Source organism: Halomonas sp. CSM-2, assembly GCF_002119345.1.
Taxonomy (GTDB): domain Bacteria; phylum Pseudomonadota; class Gammaproteobacteria; order Pseudomonadales; family Halomonadaceae; genus Vreelandella; species Vreelandella janggokensis.
Window position 1 is genome coordinate 94,607 of the sequence record NZ_NBYR01000013.1, and the last position, 21,071, is coordinate 115,677.

Here is a 21,071-nt window from a genome sequence, read left to right on the forward strand (position 1 = left end):
CGTACAACGGAAGTCTTTTTGATATGAGCTGGTTAGATAAGATTGTGCCCTCCATGGGGCGTATCCAGCGTAAGGACCGTCGCGCTAGCGTTCCCGATGGTCTCTGGCGTAAATGCCCCAAGTGCGAAGCCGTTCTCTATCTTCCTGAGTTAGAGAAGCATCAAAGTGTTTGCCCGAAGTGCAACCACCACCTGCGGTTAACGGCGCGCAAGCGGCTGGATTGGTTCCTGGACAAGACGGGACGCGAAGAGATTGCGGCCGAGATTGAGCCGGTCGATCGCCTCAAGTTCCGCGATTCCAAGAAATACAAGGACCGCTTGACCGCAGCGCAAAAAGAAACCGCCGAAAAAGACGCGCTGGTTGCCATGCGTGGTGAGCTGAATGGCTTGCCCGTGGTGGCCGTGGCGTTCGAGTTTACCTTTATGGGCGGCTCCATGGGCGCGGTGGTTGGCGAGAAGTTCGTGCGCGCCGCTACGCTGGCACTTGAATCTCGCGTACCGTTGATTTGCTTTGCGGCTTCCGGCGGGGCGCGCATGCAGGAAGCGCTATTCTCGCTGATGCAGATGGCGAAAACCTCGGCAGCGCTTGAAAAGCTCAAGCAGGAAGGCATTCCGTATATCTCGGTACTGACCGATCCGGTCTTTGGGGGCGTCTCTGCATCCCTGGCGATGCTTGGTGACCTGAATATTGCCGAACCCAATGCGCTGATCGGTTTTGCCGGTCCGCGCGTCATTGAGCAAACCGTGCGCGAAACCCTCCCGGAAGGCTTCCAGCGCAGCGAGTTCCTGCTTGAGCACGGCACGGTAGACATGATCGTGCATCGCCACGATATGCGCGAGCGCGTTGGTGGCGTCCTTCGCAAGCTGACCCACCAGCCGCTGGCCGGTAGTGATCCTGAGCCCGAAGAAGAGCCCATGGTGTTTGAGCCGGTGGTCGACGAGCCTCAGGTGGCCGAGCAGGCGGAAGACCCCGAGTGGATCGAGGCGATTAACGGTAATAGCCAATCGGACACTGCCAAGCGCGACGATTCCTCACGCAATGCCTAAAACGCTGGCGCAGTGGCTTGACCATCTGGAAACCCTCCACCCGGTGGGGATCGAACTGGGGCTGGATCGGGTCAGTCAGGTGGCTGACCGAATGGGCCTGTTGCAACGCCCCATTGCCAAGCGGGTCATCAGCGTGGCGGGCACTAACGGCAAGGGCTCGACCCTGGCAATCATCGATAGCGTGGCGCGCGCTCATGGTCTGCGAGTGGGGACCTATACGTCTCCCCACCTGCTGCGCTACAACGAGCGCGTTCAGCTTGATGGCGGCATGGCGAGCGACGAACAGCTGGTCGCGGGCTTTGAAGCCGTCGAGCAGGCAAGGCTAGTCGCACCGGCGGTTAGTCTGACTTACTTCGAAGCCGGGACGCTGTGTGCCCTCTGGTGCCTTTGCCAGCAGCCGCTTGATCTGGCCGTACTTGAAGTAGGGCTTGGTGGGCGCCTGGATGCCGTCAATATTGTCGATGCCGATGTGGCGATCGTCACGACCATTGCCCAGGACCACGCCGGATTTCTAGGCACCGATATTGCCCAGATAGGGCGCGAGAAAGCCGGTATCTTCCGTTCGCAACGACCTGCCGTCTTAGGCAGTCGCGATCTCCCAGAGAGTGTGGCGGACATCGCCGACGCCCTGTCAGCCCCCGTTTATCAACTCGGACGTCACTTCGAGCATACAACTGACCCAGCGTCGGCCTGCTGGCGCTGGCAAGGCCACACTGCCGCAGGCGATGTGCTGACGCTGGAAGCCTTGCCCGACCCAGGCCTACCCATGGATAACGCCGCGACGGCACTGCAAGCGTTGGTGCTGTCTGGCACTGTGCTAAAGGCATATCCTACCCAGACGGCCCTGGCCCATCTGGTGGTGCCCGGGCGAATGCAGTGGCGCGGTCAATGGTGCCTTGATGTGGGCCATAATCCCCACGCAGCGGATTATCTGGCGCGCCACCTGCCCCCTGTTGCGCCAGGCGCAACACAATGGGGGCTCATCGGGATGTTAAGTGATAAAGATGCCGATGGCGTGATCGCCGCGCTATCATCACGTATCGATGACTGGGTGTGCGTGAGCCTTGACGGTGAGCGTGGCCGTGAAGCCACGGAACTCGCCGAGCGGATTGCAGCCCGGGGCGGACGCGTGCATCATTGCGCGGCATCCCCGATGGCGGGAGTGGAATGGCTGGCGACGCGGCTTGGCCCGGCTGATCGCGTGCTGGCGACTGGCTCTTTTTTCACGGTGGCGGCGCTATCGGCGCAGCCATTGCCACAGGCGTAGCATCGCTTGATGGAGAGGGATATGAAATACGGTAAAACGGAACGGATCAGCGGTATCGTCATCCTGCTTGCGCTGTTGGCTATCATCGTGCCGTGGCTGATGAGTGATCCAGCGCCGCGTGAAGAGCGTCCCCAACCGAATTTTGTCATCGAGCAACCGGTGGAAGTCGAGCGCCGTGATGTGGCCCCCCCACAGCGTCCCGAGTCGATAGGCGACCCCGCCGAGCAGGTAGACCCGGATGTGGCCGCTCAGGCAACGGACGAGCCGCTTGACGTGGATCCCGCCAGCCCGAATACGGATCAACTGACCAGCAATGATGATAGTGCCGAAGATAGTGCCGGAGATAGTGCCGGAGATGAAACGCAGGCAGCCAGTGGCGCTGACGAGTCACCAGCGAGTGAGCAGAGCGATCCGATAGCCGACCTGATTGCGTCAAATAGCCAGTCAGTGAGTGACACGTCTGAAGAGCGGCCCGCCGACGACCAGTCAGGGTCGGCTCCGCAGTCCGATCCAGCCGGCGAATGGGCGGTACAGGTTGGCAGCTTCGGCAACCCTGATAATGCGCGACGCTTGAGTGAACAGCTGAGCGGCGAAGGTTTTGCTGTCTACCAGCGCGACCGCGACAATGACATGACAACCGTCTATGTCGGCCCCTTTACTACGTCGGAAGAGGGTGAAGCGGCAATGAGCGATGTCAAACAGCGAGCCAATGTGCAAGGCCTGCTGGTTCGAGTGCGGGATTAACCATGGCACTTACCTGGATAGACGCCGCCTTTTTAGCAGTGCTGGCGCTGTCGATGCTGGCGGGGTTCGTGCGCGGTTTTGTCCGCGAAGCGCTGGGGCTGGCGGCCTGGGTCATTGCCCTGATGGTCGCCAGGGTGCTGGCCGAGCCAGTCGCTGAATTGATGAGTGGTTTCATCGACAGCTTTGACGCGCGCTTGGTGCTGGCCTTTGCGTTAGTGATTTTTGCGGTCATCCTGCTATGTGGCATTGTTATCCGGTTGGTGCATGCGGCGGTCGAGTGGGTCGGCATGGGGTTGCTTAACCGCTTTGCCGGGGCGGCGTTTGGTATCGCGCGGGGCGGGGTCATTCTGCTGGTAGTGACCGTGCTGATTATGCTGACGCCACTTTCAGAGCTTCAGGCGTGGCAGCAGGCATCGTTACGCCCCACGTTTATTGAATTGCGCAACTACGCGATTAACCGACTGGATCAATGGGGCGGCGAACTTCCCGAAGCGCCGTCCACGCTCAACGACATCACGCTGCCGGATTTACGCAAGGGGCGTGAACTTTGATAGTTTTATCTGACATGTACCGGCTTACGTAGGTTAAGCCAGCATCAAGCGAGGTAACGGGAATGTGCGGTATCGTCGGCCTTCTGGCCAAGCAAGCGGTAAATCAGGGTATTTACGATGCCCTGACCGTTCTTCAGCATCGCGGCCAGGACGCTGCCGGGATGATGACTTGGAGCGAGGGACGCTTTTTACTGCGCAAGAGCAACGGCTTGGTGCGCGATGTGTTTCATACGCGGCACATGGCGCGTTTGAAAGGCAACCTGGGTATCGGACACGTCCGTTATCCGACCGCCGGTTCCTCCAGCGAAGCCGAATCGCAGCCTTTTTATGTCAATTCCCCTTATGGTATCGCCCTTGCCCATAACGGCAACCTGACCAATTCCGAACAGCTCAAGCAGGAACTGTTTTCGACGGACCTTCGCCATATCAATACCAGCTCGGATTCCGAGGTGCTGCTCAATGTATTTGCCCATGAGCTGGGCAAGCAGGGCCTGCATCTGGAAGCCGAGGATATCTTTGATGCCGTGCGTCGGGTGCATCGTCGTTGCCAGGGGGGCTATGCAGCCGTCGCGATTATCAACGGTTTTGGCATGGTGGCGTTTCGTGACCCTCACGGCATTCGGCCGGTGGTGTTTGGTACACGCCAGGCAGAAAACGGCCAGGATGTCATGATCGCCTCCGAGTCGGTTGCCCTGGATGTGGGTGGCTTCGAGCTGGAGCGGGATCTGTCGCCGGGTGAAGCGGTCTTTGTCGATATGCAGGGCAACGTGCATACCCAGGTGTGTGCCGACCGTCCCCAGCTGCGCTCGTGTATTTTCGAACACGTTTACCTGGCACGGCCCGATTCGATTCTCGACGGCGCCTATGTCTATGGTACCCGCATGCAGATGGGGCGTAAGCTCGGTGACCGTGTGCTTAATGAATGGCCCGATCATGATATCGACGTGGTGATTCCGATTCCCGATACGTCGCGTACCTCGGCGCTGGAAATGGCGCAGCACCTTGGCGTTACCTACCGCGAAGGGTTCATGAAGAACCGCTATATCGGTCGAACCTTCATCATGCCGGGGCAGACCCAGCGCAAGAAATCAGTCCGCCAGAAGCTGAATGCCATCGACATCGAGTTTAAAGATAAGAATGTGCTGCTGGTGGATGACTCGATTGTGCGCGGCACCACCTGCAAGCAGATCATCCAGATGGCCCGCGACGCCGGAGCGCGGAAAGTCTACTTTGCCTCTGCGGCACCGCCGGTGCGTTATCCCAACGTTTACGGCATCGACATGCCTGCGGCTTCTGAGTTGATAGCCCATGGGCGTACGGAAGAAGAAGTCGGCGAGTTGATAGGTGCCGACCGGATTTTCTATCAGGATATCGAGGACCTGAAAGATGCCTGCCGTGAAGTGAATCCCGAACTGGAAGCCTTTGACTGTTCGGTTTTCGACGGCAACTACGTCACGGGGGATATTGACGATGCCTACCTGGCGGTGCTGGAGGCCAGCCGAAACGACCTGGCCAAGGACCAGAGCGCCGGTGACCATGCCCTGGTCGACATGCATAATCAGGATGACGACGACCTGGACGATTAAATGGTGTGTTTGAACAAGAGACTAGCCCATGCAAGATGACAGCCAGCAAGACGCGTGGTCGCTGGAAACGCTAGCGATTCGGGCGGGACACGAGCGTACCTTTGAGCAGGAACACGCGGAGCCGATTTTTCCCACGTCCAGCTTCGTGTATGACAGCGCCGCTGAAGCAGCGCGCAAGTTTGGTGGTCACGAGGCCGGCAACGTTTATTCCCGCTTCACCAACCCGACCGTTCATACCTTTGAGCGCCGGTTAGCGGCGCTGGAAGGCGGCGAACGCTGCGTGGCCACCAGTTCGGGGATGTCCGCTATCCTGTCAACGGTGCTGGCGCTGCTATCGGCAGGCGATGAAATCGTCGCTTCGCGTTCATTGTTTGGCTCCACGGTGAGCCTGTTCGATAAATATTTCGGCAAGTTCGGTATTACCACCCGCTACGTGGAGCTCTCCGATTTGGCGGCGTGGGAAGCGGCGATCACCCCCAATACGCGCTTGCTGTTTGCTGAAACGCCGTCGAACCCGCTGTCTGAAGTAGCCGATATCGCCGCGCTGTCAGCGTTGGCTAAACGCAATGATGTCTGGCTCGCGATTGATAACTGCTTCTTAACGCCGGCACTTCAGCAGCCCATCGCACTGGGGGCTGACCTGGTGATTCACTCTGCAACCAAGTACCTCGATGGGCAGGGGCGTGCGGTAGGCGGTGCCGTGGTGGGTAAGCACGACGTGCTGGAAGAGGTGTTCGGGGTCGTACGCACCTGTGGCCCATGCATGAGTCCGTTCAACGCCTGGATATTTACCAAAGGATTGGAAACGCTCTCGCTGCGTATGAAGGCTCACTGTGAACAGGCACAAGCCCTTGCCGAGTGGCTTGATGCCCATCCAGCGGTCAATAAGGTCTTCTATAGCGGCTTGGTCGACCATCCGCAGCATGAGCTCGCCAAACAGCAGCAGGACGGCTTTGGCGCGGTGCTTGGGTTCGAGGTCCTCTACGGCGGCCAGGAGGGCGCTTGGCAGGTGATCGATGCGACCCGCATGCTGTCGATTACCGGCAACCTGGGAGATGTCAAAACGACCATCACGCATCCTGCCACGACCACGCATGGTCGCTTGAGCGATGAGCAAAGAGCGGCCGCCGGTATTTCACCGGGGCTGGTGCGCGTTGCCGTCGGGCTGGAAAACCAGCGAGATATTCAAAATGACCTCGCCAGAGGGTTAGACGCCTTGCTGGCGGGGTAGTCGTCTGCCAGAAAGTGATCTGAAACCGGCCCATGGCCGGTTTTTTTAGCCCGTCTTGATTGTGTAAAGGCGCTGTCCAACGTTTTTTACGAATGGTGTGTTCTGCTTTTTTCAGCGGTTTACAATCCATTTTGCCGCTATCATCACTTTCACATCACGCCCAAAGAGGGCGTCCAAGAAAGGATTATTCGATGTGGGGAAATACGAAGGCTGGCTGGGGCGTCATCAGTATTATGCTGCACTGGCTAAGCGCTATCACGATTGTCGGGCTCTTTGCCCTGGGCTGGTGGATGACCGGATTGGGGTATTATGATCCTTGGTATAATCTGGGCCCCTGGGTACACCGCTCGATTGGCATTTTGCTTTTCGCCGCTACCCTGGCGCGTATCGTCTGGCGGTGGTCGCGCAGCCTACGCCCCGCGGCCATGGAAGCCGACTTGCCATTCTGCTGGCGCACCTGGGCCACGTCATGCTGTATGTAACGCTGCTTGTGGTCATGACCACGGGGTATTTGATCTCCACCGCCGATGGGAGTGGTATTAGTGTATTTGGCTGGTTTGTCGTGCCTGCGTTGGTGCAGGGGCTGCCACAGCAGTCGCTGATCGCCGGAGATCTGCATTGGTACAGTGCCTGGGGGTTGATGTTGCTGGCCGCGGGGCATTCACTGGCGGCCTTCAAGCACCACTTTCATGACCGATATGACACCTTACGGCGTATGTTGAAACCCGCATCGCGTTGACGCATCAGGCTTTCCCTGTCGGGATAGCTTCAAGGAGCACCTTTCAAAACGGTGCTTTTCATCGAGAAAGGAGTTGCAGCATGTTGAAGAAGACCTTACTGACCACGGCAGTCGCCGCCGCAGGACTTGTCACGCTTGGCCAGGCCCAGGCTGCTGACTACACCATCGACACTGAAGGGCAGCATGCCTTTGTACAGTTCAAAATCAGCCACCTGGGCTATTCCTACATCCTGGGTAGCTTTGAAGACTTTTCGGGTGAGTTCAGCTACGACGCCGATGATCTCGATGCATCATCCGTCGACATGGAAGTCCAGGTAAGCAGCCTGAACACTAACCATGGGGAACGTGACCGTCACATTTTGAGCAGCGATTTCCTCAACGCAGACGAGTATCCCACGGCCACCTTCACCTCGACAGGCTTCGAGTCGACCGGTGACAATGAGGGTGTGGTGACCGGCGATCTGACCCTTCACGGTCAAACCCAGGAAATTGAAATGCCCGTCACGCTGATGGGTGAAGGCGAGGACCCCTGGGGTGGCTATCGTGCTGGCTTTGAAGGCAGCACCATGATCACGTTGGGCGATTTTGGTATTGATATGAGCGATTTCCCCGAAGCGATGCATGAGCTAGAGCTTTATGTGACCTTCGAAGGTATTCGCCAGTAATTCAGCGCTTCTAAAAGCGCCACCACGCCTTCGGGGGTGGTGGCGTTTTTTGCGTTTATTCAACAGGAGTATAGGTGTTGGCGGCTAGCACTCAGCAAACGGCAGGATTGGGCAAAACCCTGTGGCGGCAAACCTGGCCGATGGCGATTGGGGTACTGTCGCTACTTGGGTTCCAACTGGTTGATAGTGCCTTTATTGCCCGCTTGGGCACGGTCCCGCTGGCGGCCCAATCGTTCACCTTTCCGCTTTCGTTTCTGATCATCGGGATTCAGGTGGGCATGGGGATCGCCATCGCGGCGTTGATTTCTCGTGCGCTGGGGGCTGGCGAGAAGGACCGTGCCAAGCGGTTGAGCAGTCTGGTGTTGATGGCGGGCGGCGCCGTGATTGCTTGTCTGGGCATGTTGCTGTGGGCCTTTCAGATACCTATATTCAGTTTGTTAGGTGCTGAAAGCAACACCTTTGGGTATTTGCGCAGCTATTGGCCACCGCAGCTTCTGGCAGCCTGGCTGGGGGCGCTGCTTTATTTTGTTTACAGCGTTTTTCGTGCCCATGGCGATACCCGGTTGCCAGGAAAAATGATGGTGATCACCAGTCTGATCAACCTGGCTCTGGATCCCGTGCTGATCTTTGGCGTGGGGCCGTGGCCAGGTTGGGGGCTGCCCGGTGCCGCCTGGGCGACGGCGATTGCCTTTGGCATTGGTTTACTGGTCACCGGGGGGCGTTTGTGGAAACGCGGCTGGGCCGCGCGAGAAGGTCTATGGCAAGAAGGACGGCAGTCTTGGCGACCTTTCATGGGTATCGCCGCACCGGCCATGGTGAGCCAGCTCATGCCCCCCCTGGCTGCCATGTTGGCCATTTCGGTGGTGGCGGGCCTGGGCGAGAGTCAAGTCGCTGCCTGGGGGTTGGCAAGTCGGCTGGAAACGCTGTCGTTAATGGTGATTTTAGCCATGACGATGTCGTTGCCGCCCTGGCTGGGGCGTTGCTATGGGGCCGGTGATTGGGACCAGATCCATCGTCTCCTGCGCCTGGCACTGGGTGTTGCGGTGGTCTGGCAGTTAACCCTGGGTATATTGCTGGCGCTGGGTGCCCCCTGGCTTGGCATGGCGCTGGCAGGCAACCCTGACGTACAGGATGAACTGGTACTGTTGATTCGTTTCCTGCTGCCCAGCTACGCGGCACTCGGTGTCTGCATGTTGGTGGTCTCGGCGGGCAATGCGCTAGGGTGGCCATTACGTGCGATGCTACTGTCTGCCGCGCGCCTTTTTGTGTGCTACTTACCCTGCCTGTGGTTGGGTGAACAGCTGGCCGGATGGTGGGGATTGGCCGCCGGAGCGGCCTTGGGTAATGTGTTCGCCGGATTAGTCGCCTGGCTGCTGCTGAGACGTATTCTGTCACGTCCTCATCGGCAGGCGGGGGTTAACGCGGGTTAGAGGTTGTTGGCTTTTCTTGAAATGCAAAGTAGCCGAACAATAGCGCCATCGCCAGATAGCCCATGCTGAAACTGGGCGCGGCATTGATGCCCAACTCTGCTGCGTGCATCAAACCAACAAACGAGAACGCTGCCGCGATCATGGCAAAGATCGCTGCCCGCCGAAACTGATGATCGATCACGGAAACCGTCATGGCTCCCAGGAAAATGGCCATGAACATGGCGCCCTGACCGGTGGCCACAATGGCGGTGGAAATATCGCTGACGATGTCTTCAGCACCGCGGTTAAAGCGTGTCATCACGTAGTTGGCAAAGTAGGGCAGCATGGCTAGCGCGACCGCGGGATAGTAACGGCTGTCGTTGGACTGAAACGCCGTGGCGATCATGGAAATGCCCACAAAGACCAGAATAGGGGCGACCACCGAGACAGGGATGATCGCCGAAATCATGGCGATTAATCCAAACATGGTGGCGATGGCGTAAACAGCTCCGTTTAACAGGCTATAGCCACGTCCGGCCCCCATCCACTTCGCCCCAACGGTGGCAATATACACCGTGGTGGGGAAGACGCCGCCAAACAGTGCGCCCAGCATGGTGCCCACGCCATCGACCGCCTGGCATTCACGTACGTCGTACTTGTCACCGGCGGCTTCCATGGCCTCGACGTTGTTCATGGTCTCAATGGCGTTATACAGCGTAATCGGCAACACCACGGTCAGAATGGCGAGCATTCCGGTTGCCAGCAGCCCCAGGCCCTCCCACCAGGCCAGGTTGGGCAGCAGTGGGTAAAAGCCAAGGTGGGTAAAGGCGTCGCTGAAGCGTTCACCACCCGCATCGCCAATCAAGTAGGCCATCGCTGTGCCCAGGATGATCGCGAATAGCGAAGTGGGAATTTTCAGGGGCATGCTGACCCGGGCAAGCAAGCCGACAATAATGATGGCCAGCACCAGCAAGCCAATCACCGGCATTTCCAGCGTTTTGAACAACATTTCACCGGCAATAAAGGTCAGCGCCACACCGGCAACGGCACCGAGCATGGCAGCTCGTGGGAGATGATATTGCACCCAGCGGCCGATCAGGCTGATGGCGGCTTCAATGGCTCCGCTGATAAAGCACGCGGCCACAGCCACTTGCCAGGCGAGGGTGACATCTCCCGTCAGTTCCTTGGCGGGCAGTAGAACGCCGAACAGAAACACAAACATGACCGGCGTGGAGATGCCGTAGGACAAGGCGGTAACATCCGAACGCTGCTCTTTGCGGGCTAACCGTGAGGCACTCCAGGCGTAATAGAAATTGCCGACCATCACGGCAACCGCCGCGCCGGGCAGCACTTGTCCATAGACGATGGAGGCAGGAAAACCCATGCCAAGCATGGTGATGGCAATGATGACAAAGTTCGCAATGTTGTTCTGGAACAAAGCGAAGAATGCGTCGGTGTCTTCTTTTTTGTACCACGGGTAGTGATGTTGCGTTGCCATGAATGCCTCTGGTTTTATTGGATGGTAGAGCTAAACAAAAATGCCCAGGCAGGCCTGGGCATTGGAACGCGCTTTGCCAGCGTGTCTAGTCGTTAACCGCGGCGATCGCCTTCGCCAGGTAGGGCAGGTTTTCCTGGGAGAAGCCGGCCACGTTGGCGCGACCCGAGCGCACCATATAGATACCAAACTCGTCGCGCAGTCGGTCGACCTGTTCCGGCGTGAGGCCGGTGTAGGAGAACATGCCGCGCTGCTCGGCAACACATGCATACTTCTCATCCAGCCCGTAGGGTTTCAGGGCTTCGACGAAATCGCGACGCAGGGTGTTGATGCGGTCGCGCATTTCGGTCAGTTCCTCGCGCCACATGGCGGAAAGTTCAGCGTCATGAAGAATCTCGCTGACAATGGCGCCGCCGTGTGCAGGCGGGTTGGAGTAGTTTTCCCGCGCGACAATGGCGACCTGCGAGCGGATGTTTTCCATCTGCTCGGCATCTTTAGCCACCATGATCAAGCAGCCGGTCCGCTCACAGTAAATGCCGAAGTTTTTCGAGCAGGAGCTGGTGATGATGACCTCGTCCAGCTGCTCGGCAAATAGCCGAACGCCGTAGGCATCTTCGTCCAGGCCTTCCCCGAACCCTTGATAGGCAAAGTCGATGAGCGGCAGTAACTGGCGCTCTTTAACCACCTCGAGCACTTGTTGCCACTGGGACTTTGAAAGGTCGAACCCGGTTGGGTTATGGCAGCAGGCGTGAAGTACGACCACATCGCCTTCAGGGATCTTCTTCAGCGCTCCCAGCATGCCGTCAAAGTCGAGACGGTTATCAGGGTCGACATAGGGATACTTGTGCAACTCAATGCCCGCGGCGGTAAAAATACCGTGGTGGTTGGGCCAGGTGGGGTCGCTCACCCAAATGCCCCTGTCGGGCAATTGAGTGGCAATGAAGTCGGCCGCTAAACGCAGTGCCCCAGTACCCCCAGGCGACTGGGTGGCACTGGCACGATTGGCTTCCAGCACCGGCGAGCTGGCACCCAGTACCATTGGTAGCACAACACCGCCGTAAGCGGGTGCGCCGTGGGAACCAATATAGGTCTTGGTGGTTTCATTGCTGAGCAGGCGAGCCTCGGCCTCTTTAACCGCACGCATTACCGGCGTATTGCCGTGCGCATCGCGGTAAACGCCAACGCCTAAGTCGACTTTCTGAGGATTGGTGTCTTTTTTGAAAGCTTCGATTAGCCCAAGAATGGCGTCTCCAGGGACTCGCTCAATATGCTCAAACATTTATTCGGCTACCTCGTCGGTTCTAGCGGCAAGAATGAAATCATTTTGGTGCAGACCATCAATCGCGTGGCTCCACCAGGTGACCGTGGTTTTCCCGTACTCAGTGGTGATCACAGGATGGTGGCCTGCCTGTTCGGCCAGTTCGCCCACGCGCTGTGTGAACGCCAGCGCATTGACAAAATCACGAAACGTGAAGCTGCGTGACAGCTTCATAATGCCATCGTGATCGACAATTCGCCACTCGGGGAGAGTCTTTAGCTGGCTTTCGCACTCGCTGCGCGTCATGGGCCGTGCGTCGCCGCTGCAGGGTTCACAATGTTGTTGGGCCAGTGACGTCATTTGGCTACCTCCTAAATAAGGATGATGAATGGCTTGCTCTTTCAGGATAGAAGGCAGACGCAGTCACGACCAACATCTTTGGCACTATAAAGTGCCTGATCCGCGCGCTCGATCAGGCTCGCTATGGGTTCACCACAGCGATACTCAGCAACGCCGATGCTGAGCGTGACCTTCCCGACGCCCATGCCGAAATCATGTTCAGCAATTTGATGGCGTAACCGGTCAGCCAACTGATGGCATTGTTTGACCGGGGTTAGCGGCAAGAGGGCCATGAACTCTTCACCCCCCAGTCGGGCTATCATGTCTTCGCTGCGCAGCAGTGATTGAGCCAGGGTGGCCAGTCGTTTGAGGACTTCATCGCCGTGGAGATGCCCCCAACGGTCATTGATATATTTAAAGTGGTCGATGTCGAGCATCATGATGGATAGCGGGGTGCCGTGCCGCGAGCTTAGCGATGCCAGGTTAGTCAAGTGGACCATTAGTTTGCGTCGGTTAGGCAGGCTGGTCAGTGGGTCGGTGTCGCACAGCTTGCGTAGCCGCTGTTCTTCGCTGACCTGGTCACTGATGTCCATCATGATGCCATGCCAACGAACACCATTTGGCATGGGTTCAGGGGTGGCGCTGACGCCAATCCACTTAGCTTTATGTCCGGGTGGCGCAAGGCGGAACCGAGTGGCTAATGGCAGCATTCCCCGGGCTGAGCGTTCAATGGCTGACATCAGTTTCGGATAATCCGCGCCGGTCAACGTCTCGAGCGCCGTATTGGCATCCTCTGCCAGTTGGTCGCGATCAATCGGCGCTGACGTCACTCCGGCACCTTCCATGAACGGCATGGACATATGGCCGTCGTGGTGGCGGAAGAACTGGAAGACGACGCCTGGAATCTGACTGATAAGTTGCTCGGCGTTGAGCGATAAGGGGATATCATTCACGGACATGCGTGAATCTCCGAAGCTGTACCATTGGAAAGCGGTGCCATCAAAAACAATCGGCTAGGATAGCCTTAAAAACGTAATTAGAATGTAAGCCATTTCCTACAATTCGATACATTTACATATTTTTTTGCTATATCTAAAAAAATATTAAGACTAAAAAGGTATATAATACGTTGGTTTAACGTTGCTGATGGCATATGTGAGCAAAAAGCATTACGTTTGTGCATATAAAATATTCTTTTTATTCCGATGAGGTGTGTTTTGTCGCACAGCACGTCTATACAGGATGGCGCTTGCATGAAGGGGCGCGTCAGTTTGGTGGGGGCCGGGCCAGGGGATCCTGAGTTACTGACGCTCAAGGCGTTTAAGCGCTTGCAGAATGCCGATGTGGTGTTGCACGACCGCCTGGTTAGCGATGAGATCCTGGCGCTACTGCCGTCAACGGTTAGGCAGTTTTATGTGGGCAAGGCTCGCTCGTCGCACAGTGTCCCCCAGGAGGGTATCAACCAGGCGCTGGTGGACTGGGCCCGGGCAGGGAATCGCGTGGTTCGACTCAAGGGAGGTGACCCGTTTATTTTTGGCCGTGGAGGGGAAGAGCTTGAAACCTTGATAGCTGCTGGCGTCCCTGTTGAGGTGATACCGGGTATCACGGCGGCGTCGGGTTGTGCGGCCTATGCCGGTATTCCGCTGACCCACCGCGACCATGCGCAATCGGTGCGCTTTGTCACCGGCCATCTCAAAAACGGTGAGTGTGATCTGGATTGGCAGACATTGGCACGCCCGGGCCAGACACTGGTGTTTTATATGGGGCTGGGCAGTGTGGATGTCATCTGCGAAGCGCTGGTCACCCACGGCATGGCGGGAGATACGCCGCTGGCGCTGATTGAGCAAGGTACGACTCAACAGCAACAAACCCATATTGGCACCTTGCAGGCGCTGCCTGATGCTTTCTATTCAGGCTATATAAAGCCTCCGACCTTGTTGATTGTCGGTCATGTAGTGTCATTGAATGCACAGCTGGCATGGTTCGACGTGGATCAGACCGATGCCAAGGGGTTTCGTCACGGTAAGCATCCAACGCCACCCACCGGTTCAGACGGCTAGCGTTAAACAATCAACGCTAGTGTCTTATCGTCAGAGTGGCTAGATACTCTAAGCTGTGTATGCTGGTAGCTAGCAGGCTGATAATTATCACTGTCTGCTGCCTAATGCGCAGCCAACACCGGTACGCGCAACGCGCAGCGAATACCAAAGGGAGAGGCGACATGTCAGACGAGCAGCAAACCGATCAAAAGCCGACCAATAGCAAGCCAGATATGAAGACACTGTTCCGCGATAATCGCGTGAAGGGAATTGCGGGTATCGCCGCGATCGCAGTGATCTGGGCCATCATGGCGCAGTCAAATGTCGGCACCAGCCGGGACCGCGTTGCGGCGCTGGAAGAGCAGGTGGCAAACGTTGAGGAAGAAAATACATCGCTGACTCAGCAGCTCAACGAAGTTGACGATGCCGAAGCAGATCTGTCGGCGCTGCAGGAGGAAATGAATGCGCTTGAAAACCAGCAGTCCGAAGAGCAACAGGCCCTGGAAAACCTCCAACAGCAAGTGAGTGACACGCGTTCTGAACTTGAGTCACTGCAGGAAGAGCGCGACGCCCTGCAAACCAACGTTGACGAACTGAACCAACAGGTAAGCGACGCTGAAAGCGAGCTGGCAACGCTGCGCGAAGAGCGTGATCAGGTACAGCAGGCCAGTGAGGAAGCTGACCAGGCACGTCAACAAGCCGAAGAGGCTCGTCAGAGTGCTGAAAATGCGCGCCAAGAGGCAGAAGAAGCCCGGCAGGAAGCGGCCAATGAACGTCAGCAGGCGGTTGAAGAGCGTGACGCCGCAAGAGAAACGCTGGATGACGTCAACACCCAGATCGAGCAGGCGAATGAGCGCTTGTCCAGCCTTCAAGACGACATCGCCAACGCCGAAGCGGAGCGAGCTGAGGTTCAGCAGGCGCGTGACAGCGCTGCCAGCGAGCGCGATGCACTGCAAGAAGAGGTCGATTCGCTGAAAGCGCTGCGTGAAGAAGAAGAGAATAGCCTGAACGATGTTCGCAGTGAAATGGAAGATGTCATGGTCGCCATCGAAATGGGCCGCGAGGAACTGGCCAAGATTGAAGACCAGGTGTCCACCCGTGAAGAGCAGCTGGAACGCTTGGAAACACAGTTGAATGAGTGGCGTGACGAGCTCTCCACGCTGGATTCGCGTACCGGTAATGCGGCCAACGATGCCGGTGAAAGCACCAGTCAGGGGGGTAGCGAAGAAGGCGACAGCCAGAGCAGCGAAGAGGCACCCTCTGGCAGCGAAAGTGGTAATCAGGAAGATGAAGCTGGCTAAGCACTCTTTCGAAATGTCTTAGTCTGGATGAGCGGGTGCTGATACGTCAGCACCCGTTCTTTTGGGTGCTGGTTTATGATTTGGTCCGCGAGGAGTATGATTCCAGCACTTGTTGATTCAACGCCAGACGAGGAGTCTGTCTAAATGGAAGGCGTAAAACATATCATCGCTGTGGCCTCGGGTAAGGGTGGCGTCGGCAAATCTACGGTTACCGTTAATCTGGCGCTGGCGTTATCCGCCCAGGGCTATCGTGTGGGCGTTCTGGATGCAGATATCTATGGCCCCAGTCAGGCGCAAATGCTTGGGGTTGCCGAGGGTGTTCGGCCGCAGGCAGCGGGTGAAGATAAATTCCTGCCGCTTGAGGCCCATGGGCTGCAAGCCATGTCGATGGCGTTCATGGTCAACACACGTGAAGCCATGGTCTGGCGCGGGCCGATGGTGGTGGGGGCTTTCCAGCAGATGCTTAATCAAACCCAGTGGGATAACCTGGATTTTCTGCTTATCGACATGCCGCCCGGTACTGGTGACATTCAGTTGACCCTGGCCCAGAAAGTCGCCGTTTCCGGGGCTGTGATTGTGACCACACCGCAAGATATCGCCCTGCTGGACGCGCGGAAAGGCATCGAGATGTTCCGCAAGGTGAATGTGCCTGTATTGGGCGTGGTTGAAAACATGAGTCTTTACCATTGCGAAAAGTGCGGCCATGAAGCGCCGATATTCGGTGCTGGCGGTGGTGACCGTATTGCCGAAGAGTACGAAACCGAGGTATTGGGTCGTTTGCCGTTAACCCTGTCGATTCGTGAGCTTACCGATTCAGGTCGCCCAAGCGTTGTTTCGGAGCCGGAGGGATCGGTCAGCCAAACGTTTGCCGCGATTGCCACACGAGTGGCGCAGAGCGTGGATGGCCAGAATAAAGAAAGTCCCACTATTTCCTTCAGCGAGTGACGACGTAACCAATGAGCATCAAGTCCGATAAATGGATCCGGCGCATGGCAGAAAGCGATGCCATGATTGAGCCTTTTGAAGCGGGGCAGGTCCGTTATATTAACGATCAGCGGGTTATTTCCTACGGCACATCCAGCTATGGCTATGATGTCCGGTGCTCGGATGAATTCAAGGTCTTTACCAATATTCATTCGGCGATCGTGGACCCCAAAGCGTTTGATGATAAAAGCTTTGTTGATGTAAAGGGCGATGTCTGCATTATTCCGCCCAACTCCTTTGCGCTGGCGCGGACGGTGGAGTATTTCCGTATCCCGCGCAATGTGTTGACGATATGCCTGGGTAAATCGACCTATGCCCGCTGCGGAATCATCGTCAACGTCACGCCTCTTGAGCCGGAATGGGAAGGTCACGTCACGCTGGAATTTTCGAACACAACCAATCTGCCGGCTAAAATTTACGCTCACGAAGGCGTTGCGCAGATGCTGTTCCTGGAATCTGACGAAGTGTGCGAAACCTCCTACAAGGATCGTGGCGGCAAGTACATGGGCCAGCGTGGTGTGACGTTACCGCGTACCTGAATAATGCCTGTCTGCTAAGTAAAAAGCCGAGCGGTATTGGCCGCTCGGCTTTTTTTGTGTGCCGGCTTGGCCTAGACGGACTCGTCGAGCTCTTCGGCCGCATCGTCGTGGGACAGTCGCATGCCATGGAGGGGCAGGGGGTGGCCGTCCATGGTAGCCCCTTCACCGCTGTATTGAAGGCGTCCCTGTAAAAACCATTGTACGGCGATGGGCAGGATCAGATGCTCACGGGCCTGGACTTTCTGCTTCAGCGATTCAACGTTATCGTCGGTGGCGACATTGAGTTCGGCCTGTAACACTACCGGCCCGCCATCCAGTTCCTCGGTAACGAAATGAACGCTGCAACCGTGCTGCTTCACCCCGTCGGCCAGCGCGCGAGCGTGGGTGTTGAGCCCCTGGTAAGCGGGTAACAGCGAGGGATGGATATTCAGCATCCGGCCCAGAAAGCGCTGCACAAAGCGCGGTGTCAAAATACGCATGAAACCGGCCAGCACGATGGCGTCGGGCTCATGGCGTTCAATCACCTTGATCAGTGCTCCGTCGTAGGCCTCACGACTATCGTACTCCCGGTGCGGTAGCGCAACAGCATCGATACCGGCGTCACGGGCGCGTTTTAGGCCATAGGCATCGGCCTCGTTGGATATAACGGCCACAATCTCGCCACCCAGGCGGTCGTGTGACTGCGCCTCGATAAGCGCTTGCAGGTTGCTGCCACTACCAGAAATCAACACGACCACGCGGGGTGGCGTAGTGGGCTCTGGGGTCATGTCCGTCAAGGTGTCGCTGTTATAGTCGGTGCTGCTCATGCCGGCAAATTCTCCAACACCACGGCATCCTGCTTGCGTGGTTCAATCTGTCCCAGTCGGTACACGGTTTCGCCTTGGGCTTCGAGGTGGCGCATGGTCTGGCTGGCTTCGGCTTCAGGGACGACGACGACCATACCGATACCGCAGTTCAGAACCCGGTACATTTCGGTGTCGGTGACATTCCCCTGGGTTTGAAGCCAGTCAAATACGGCTGGCCGCGTCCACGCCTGGGTATCGATGCGTGCTGCAAGCGAATCGGGGAGTACGCGGGGGATATTCTCGAGCAGCCCGCCACCGGTGATGTGTGAAAGCGCATGAACCGATAGGTCTGTCTCCCGTAGCAGGGAAAGCAGTGCCTTTACATAAATGCGCGTCGGTGCCATCAGGGCATCGCCCAGAGCAACACCGTCGATCTGGGTGTCCAGCGGCGCGTTACCGTGCTCGATAATCTTGCGAATCAGCGAGTAGCCGTTTGAGTGAGGTCCGGATGAGGCCAGGCCGAGCAAAACGTCGCCTTCCGCCACGCGGCTGCCATCGAGAATCTCGCTTTTTTCGACGACACCAACGCAGAATCCGGCCAGGTCGTAGTCATCACCTTCGTACATGCCCGGCATCTCGGCGGTTTCACCACCAACAAGGGCGCAGCCTGCCTGCTCGCAGCCAGCACCGATACCGGTGACCACGTCCGCCGCGATATCGACATTTAATTTACCCGTGGCATAGTAGTCGAGGAATAACAAGGGCTCGGCACCGGCAACGATAAGATCGTTGACGCACATGGCCACCAGGTCAATACCGATGGTGTCGTGTTTGCCGAGTGTCATGGCGAGACGCAGCTTGGTACCCACGCCGTCGGTGCCTGAGACCAGTACCGGCTGCTGATACCCTTGAGGTAACTCGCAAAGGGCGCCGAATCCGCCGAGCCCGCCCATGACTTCAGGGCGCGTCGTGCGCTTGGCAACGTGCTTGATGCGATCGACCAGCGCATTGCCAGCATCGATATCAACGCCTGCGTCTTTATAACTGAGTGACGGTCCCGATGAGGCGTGCGAAGAAGAGGTGTCGGTCATGACAGGTCCTATGGAGCAAAGTACGGTGCGATAGTGGCTGGCGTACGTCGCCAGAGCCGGGCAATAATTGAACGGGATTGTAACACCCGGTGGCAAGGCTCGCATCGGCTCGCGTATGACGTTAACAAAAGCAGGCGGTTTTTCTTTATATCCGGCATAGTAGGCTATCGTGACAGTGGCCATCAAAGGAGTTATATGCGCAATTCATGGTGGGGGATCCTGCTATTAGTCCTGGTGTTCGGGCTGTTGTATTTACTGGATGCCGTATTAATGCCGTTTATTGCCGGTATCATCCTGGCGTATCTGGCGGACCCGCTGGCCAATCACTTCCAGCGTTGGGGAATGAACCGTGCGGTGGCGGTCAGCAGTGTTTTCTGTGTGCTGCTGCTGGTGATGGTTGTCAGCCTGCTGATCATCATCCCGCTCGTGATTCAGCAGTTGAAACAGTTAAGTGACGCCGTGCCGGGTATCTTTGCCTGGGGGGAAAACACCCTGGCGCCGAAGGTGTTCGAGTGGACCGGTTATGATCTGCGTTCTGAACTGGTCAATGTACGCGAGACGCTGGTCGAGAATTGGCGCGATGCCGGTGGCTACCTGGCCCAGGCACTCGGCCAGATAGGTCGCTCCGGGATGGCCTTCATATCCTGGGTCACTTACGTGGCGCTGATCCCTGTCGTGACGTTTTACCTGCTACTGGACTGGGATCGTCTTATCACCAATATTGCCAATCTGATTCCTCGTCAATGGGCGGATGATGTTAGCCGTCTGGTTGGCCGCTGTGATGAAGTATTGGCGTCGTTCTTGCGTGGACAGCTGCTGGTCATGCTTTGCCTGGGCATCATCTATGCGAGCGGGTTGACCCTGATCGGGCTGGACTTTGGCTTGTTGATCGGTGTGGTTTCCGGCCTGGTGAGCATCGTGCCGTTTCTTGGCTTTATCCTGGGGTTGTGTGTGGCGCTGATTGTCGCGCTATTCCAGTTTGGCACCTGGTGGGGGCTTTTGGGTGTTGTCGCCGTGTTTACGATTGGCCAGGTGGCGGAAAGCGTGGTGTTACAACCTAAGCTGTTAGGCGACAAGATAGGCCTTCACCCGGTCGCGGTTATTTTTGCAGTGCTGGCGGGAGGTAACTTATTCGGCCTGACGGGGGTGCTGCTGGCCTTGCCGGCGGCGGCGGTCATCATGGTGCTGCTACGCGAGGCCAGGGACCGTTACATAAACAGTGATCTGTATAACGATGACGATCAAAACGCCCAAGAGGTGCCCGCGATCGGCGATGAGAGGGAGTCTTCATGAGCCAGGTGCCGGCGCAGCTGCCCCTCGGGGTGGGTTTGCGCGACGACGCTACGTTTCATAACTATTACGCTGGCGAGGTCAATGCGGCATTGCTTGATCGCCTTCAGCAGCAGTGGGCGCAAGCCGGCGAGGATTTTATTTATCTCTGGGGCCTGCCGGGGTCAGGGCGCAGCCATTTATTGCAGGCTGCCTGCCATGCCGCTTCCGATCGAGACAAGCGGGCCCTTTACCTGCCGTTGGCCGAGTTAGGTCATTTTCCACCATTGATGCTGGAAGATATTGAGCGGCTCGACCTGGTCTGTATAGATGATCTGGAGCAGGTGATAGGCCGGAAGCGCTGGGAGGAAGCGCTTTTTCATGCCTTCAATCGCCTGCGCGATGCCGGCAAGCATCTCGTGATTGCCGCCAATGCGCCGCCCCGCCAGTTGCAGGTGGTGTTACCTGACCTGGCATCGCGGTTGACGTGGGGCACGGTGTTCCACCTGCATCCTTTGAATGACGATGACCGTCTGGCCGCGCTGAAGCTGAGGGCCCATGCCCGCGGGATGCAATTGCCCGACGACGTAGGCCGCTATATTCTTCATCGCGGGCCACGCGAACTTGGCGCGCTTTGTCGAGCGCTGGAAACGCTGGATCAAGCGTCGCTGTCCGCCCAGCGTAAATTGACCATCCCGTTTGTGAAGTCCGCACTGGGCTGGTAATGCTGGTC

20 protein-coding genes and 1 pseudogene are annotated in these 21,071 nt (G+C 57.4%); 15 read left to right on the top strand and 6 right to left on the bottom strand.

Going from position 1 to position 21,071, the window contains the following annotated elements:
* Positions 1-23: 23 nt before the first annotated feature.
* From accD to B7L15_RS12665, 9 genes and pseudogenes are all read left to right on the top strand, one after another.
* Complete coding sequence (accD, locus tag B7L15_RS12625; RefSeq protein ID WP_066315276.1) at positions 24-1,046, top strand: acetyl-CoA carboxylase, carboxyltransferase subunit beta; 1,023 nt, start codon at positions 24-26, stop codon at positions 1,044-1,046.
* Positions 1,039-2,313 (top strand): bifunctional tetrahydrofolate synthase/dihydrofolate synthase, encoded by a 1,275-nt coding sequence (gene folC, locus B7L15_RS12630; RefSeq protein WP_085919318.1) that lies wholly within the window; start codon positions 1,039-1,041, stop codon positions 2,311-2,313. The genes accD and folC overlap by 8 nt, the downstream gene beginning before the upstream one ends.
* A 21-nt stretch (positions 2,314-2,334) precedes the next feature.
* On the top strand, positions 2,335-3,057 hold the full coding sequence (locus B7L15_RS12635; RefSeq protein WP_085919319.1) for an SPOR domain-containing protein: 723 nt from the start codon (positions 2,335-2,337) through the stop codon (positions 3,055-3,057).
* Positions 3,058-3,059: 2 nt separating this feature from the next.
* Positions 3,060-3,608, top strand: coding sequence for a CvpA family protein (locus tag B7L15_RS12640; protein ID WP_085919320.1), 549 nt, complete (start codon positions 3,060-3,062; stop codon positions 3,606-3,608).
* Positions 3,609-3,670: 62 nt separating this feature from the next.
* On the top strand, positions 3,671-5,194 hold the full coding sequence (gene purF, locus B7L15_RS12645; RefSeq protein WP_066315288.1) for an amidophosphoribosyltransferase: 1,524 nt from the start codon (positions 3,671-3,673) through the stop codon (positions 5,192-5,194).
* 28 nt (positions 5,195-5,222) lie between these two features.
* Positions 5,223-6,425, top strand: coding sequence for an O-succinylhomoserine sulfhydrylase (locus tag B7L15_RS12650; protein ID WP_085919321.1), 1,203 nt, complete (start codon positions 5,223-5,225; stop codon positions 6,423-6,425).
* A 233-nt stretch (positions 6,426-6,658) separates the two neighbouring features.
* Positions 6,659-7,164 (top strand): annotated as a pseudogene (locus B7L15_RS12655) (cytochrome b).
* A gap of 80 nt (positions 7,165-7,244) precedes the next feature.
* Positions 7,245-7,829 (top strand): YceI family protein, encoded by a 585-nt coding sequence (locus B7L15_RS12660; protein WP_085919322.1) that lies wholly within the window; start codon positions 7,245-7,247, stop codon positions 7,827-7,829.
* Positions 7,830-7,969: 140 nt separating this feature from the next.
* Positions 7,970-9,259 carry an MATE family efflux transporter gene (locus tag B7L15_RS12665; protein ID WP_085919386.1) on the top strand — a complete coding sequence of 430 codons (1,290 nt, stop codon included), beginning with the start codon at positions 7,970-7,972 and terminating at the stop codon, positions 9,257-9,259.
* Here the strand turns inward: B7L15_RS12665 and B7L15_RS12670 are convergent.
* The 4 genes from B7L15_RS12670 to B7L15_RS12685 form a co-directional block, all read right to left on the bottom strand.
* Positions 9,246-10,736, bottom strand: coding sequence for a uracil permease (locus B7L15_RS12670; protein WP_085919323.1), 1,491 nt, complete (start codon positions 10,734-10,736; stop codon positions 9,246-9,248). The genes B7L15_RS12665 and B7L15_RS12670 overlap by 14 nt on opposite strands.
* An 85-nt stretch (positions 10,737-10,821) precedes the next feature.
* The gene (locus B7L15_RS12675) at positions 10,822-12,012 is read right to left on the bottom strand and encodes an amino acid aminotransferase (RefSeq protein WP_085919324.1); all 1,191 of its coding nucleotides are present in this window, start codon (positions 12,010-12,012) and stop codon (positions 10,822-10,824) included.
* Positions 12,013-12,351 carry a 4a-hydroxytetrahydrobiopterin dehydratase gene (locus B7L15_RS12680; RefSeq protein WP_085919325.1) on the bottom strand — a complete coding sequence of 113 codons (339 nt, stop codon included), beginning with the start codon at positions 12,349-12,351 and terminating at the stop codon, positions 12,013-12,015. It lies immediately after the preceding gene.
* A 41-nt stretch (positions 12,352-12,392) separates the two neighbouring features.
* Entirely contained in the window at positions 12,393-13,289 is an 897-nt protein-coding gene (locus B7L15_RS12685; RefSeq protein ID WP_085919326.1) for a GGDEF domain-containing protein, read from the bottom strand.
* Positions 13,290-13,583: 294 nt separating this feature from the next.
* Between B7L15_RS12685 and cobA the strand changes: the two genes are divergently transcribed.
* From cobA to dcd, 4 genes are all read left to right on the top strand, one after another.
* Positions 13,584-14,390, top strand: a complete 807-nt coding sequence (gene cobA, locus B7L15_RS12690) for a uroporphyrinogen-III C-methyltransferase (RefSeq protein WP_085919327.1) — start codon at positions 13,584-13,586, stop codon at positions 14,388-14,390.
* 161 nt (positions 14,391-14,551) lie between these two features.
* Positions 14,552-15,670: a kinesin gene (locus B7L15_RS12695; RefSeq protein ID WP_085919328.1), complete on the top strand. Its 1,119-nt coding sequence runs from the start codon at positions 14,552-14,554 to the stop codon at positions 15,668-15,670.
* A gap of 144 nt (positions 15,671-15,814) precedes the next feature.
* Positions 15,815-16,615 carry an iron-sulfur cluster carrier protein ApbC gene (apbC, locus tag B7L15_RS12700; RefSeq protein ID WP_085919329.1) on the top strand — a complete coding sequence of 267 codons (801 nt, stop codon included), beginning with the start codon at positions 15,815-15,817 and terminating at the stop codon, positions 16,613-16,615.
* Between the two features lie 11 nt (positions 16,616-16,626).
* Complete coding sequence (dcd, locus tag B7L15_RS12705; protein WP_066315332.1) at positions 16,627-17,193, top strand: dCTP deaminase; 567 nt, start codon at positions 16,627-16,629, stop codon at positions 17,191-17,193.
* A 71-nt stretch (positions 17,194-17,264) separates the two neighbouring features.
* Here dcd and purN read toward each other — a convergent pair whose 3' ends face one another.
* Together purN and purM are read right to left on the bottom strand one after the other, a co-directional pair.
* Positions 17,265-17,999 (bottom strand): phosphoribosylglycinamide formyltransferase, encoded by a 735-nt coding sequence (gene purN, locus B7L15_RS12710; protein ID WP_085919330.1) that lies wholly within the window; start codon positions 17,997-17,999, stop codon positions 17,265-17,267.
* Positions 17,996-19,069, bottom strand: a complete 1,074-nt coding sequence (gene purM / locus B7L15_RS12715) for a phosphoribosylformylglycinamidine cyclo-ligase (protein ID WP_085919331.1) — start codon at positions 19,067-19,069, stop codon at positions 17,996-17,998. Before purM ends, purN begins: the two co-directional genes overlap by 4 nt.
* A 195-nt stretch (positions 19,070-19,264) precedes the next feature.
* Between purM and B7L15_RS12720 the strand changes: the two genes are divergently transcribed.
* Both B7L15_RS12720 and hda read left to right on the top strand, forming a co-directional pair.
* The gene (locus tag B7L15_RS12720) at positions 19,265-20,362 is read left to right on the top strand and encodes an AI-2E family transporter (RefSeq protein WP_085919332.1); all 1,098 of its coding nucleotides are present in this window, start codon (positions 19,265-19,267) and stop codon (positions 20,360-20,362) included.
* The gene (gene hda, locus B7L15_RS12725; RefSeq protein ID WP_085919333.1) at positions 20,359-21,063 is read left to right on the top strand and encodes a DnaA regulatory inactivator Hda; all 705 of its coding nucleotides are present in this window, start codon (positions 20,359-20,361) and stop codon (positions 21,061-21,063) included. The genes B7L15_RS12720 and hda overlap by 4 nt, the downstream gene beginning before the upstream one ends.
* The last annotated feature ends 8 nt before the right edge of the window (positions 21,064-21,071 follow it).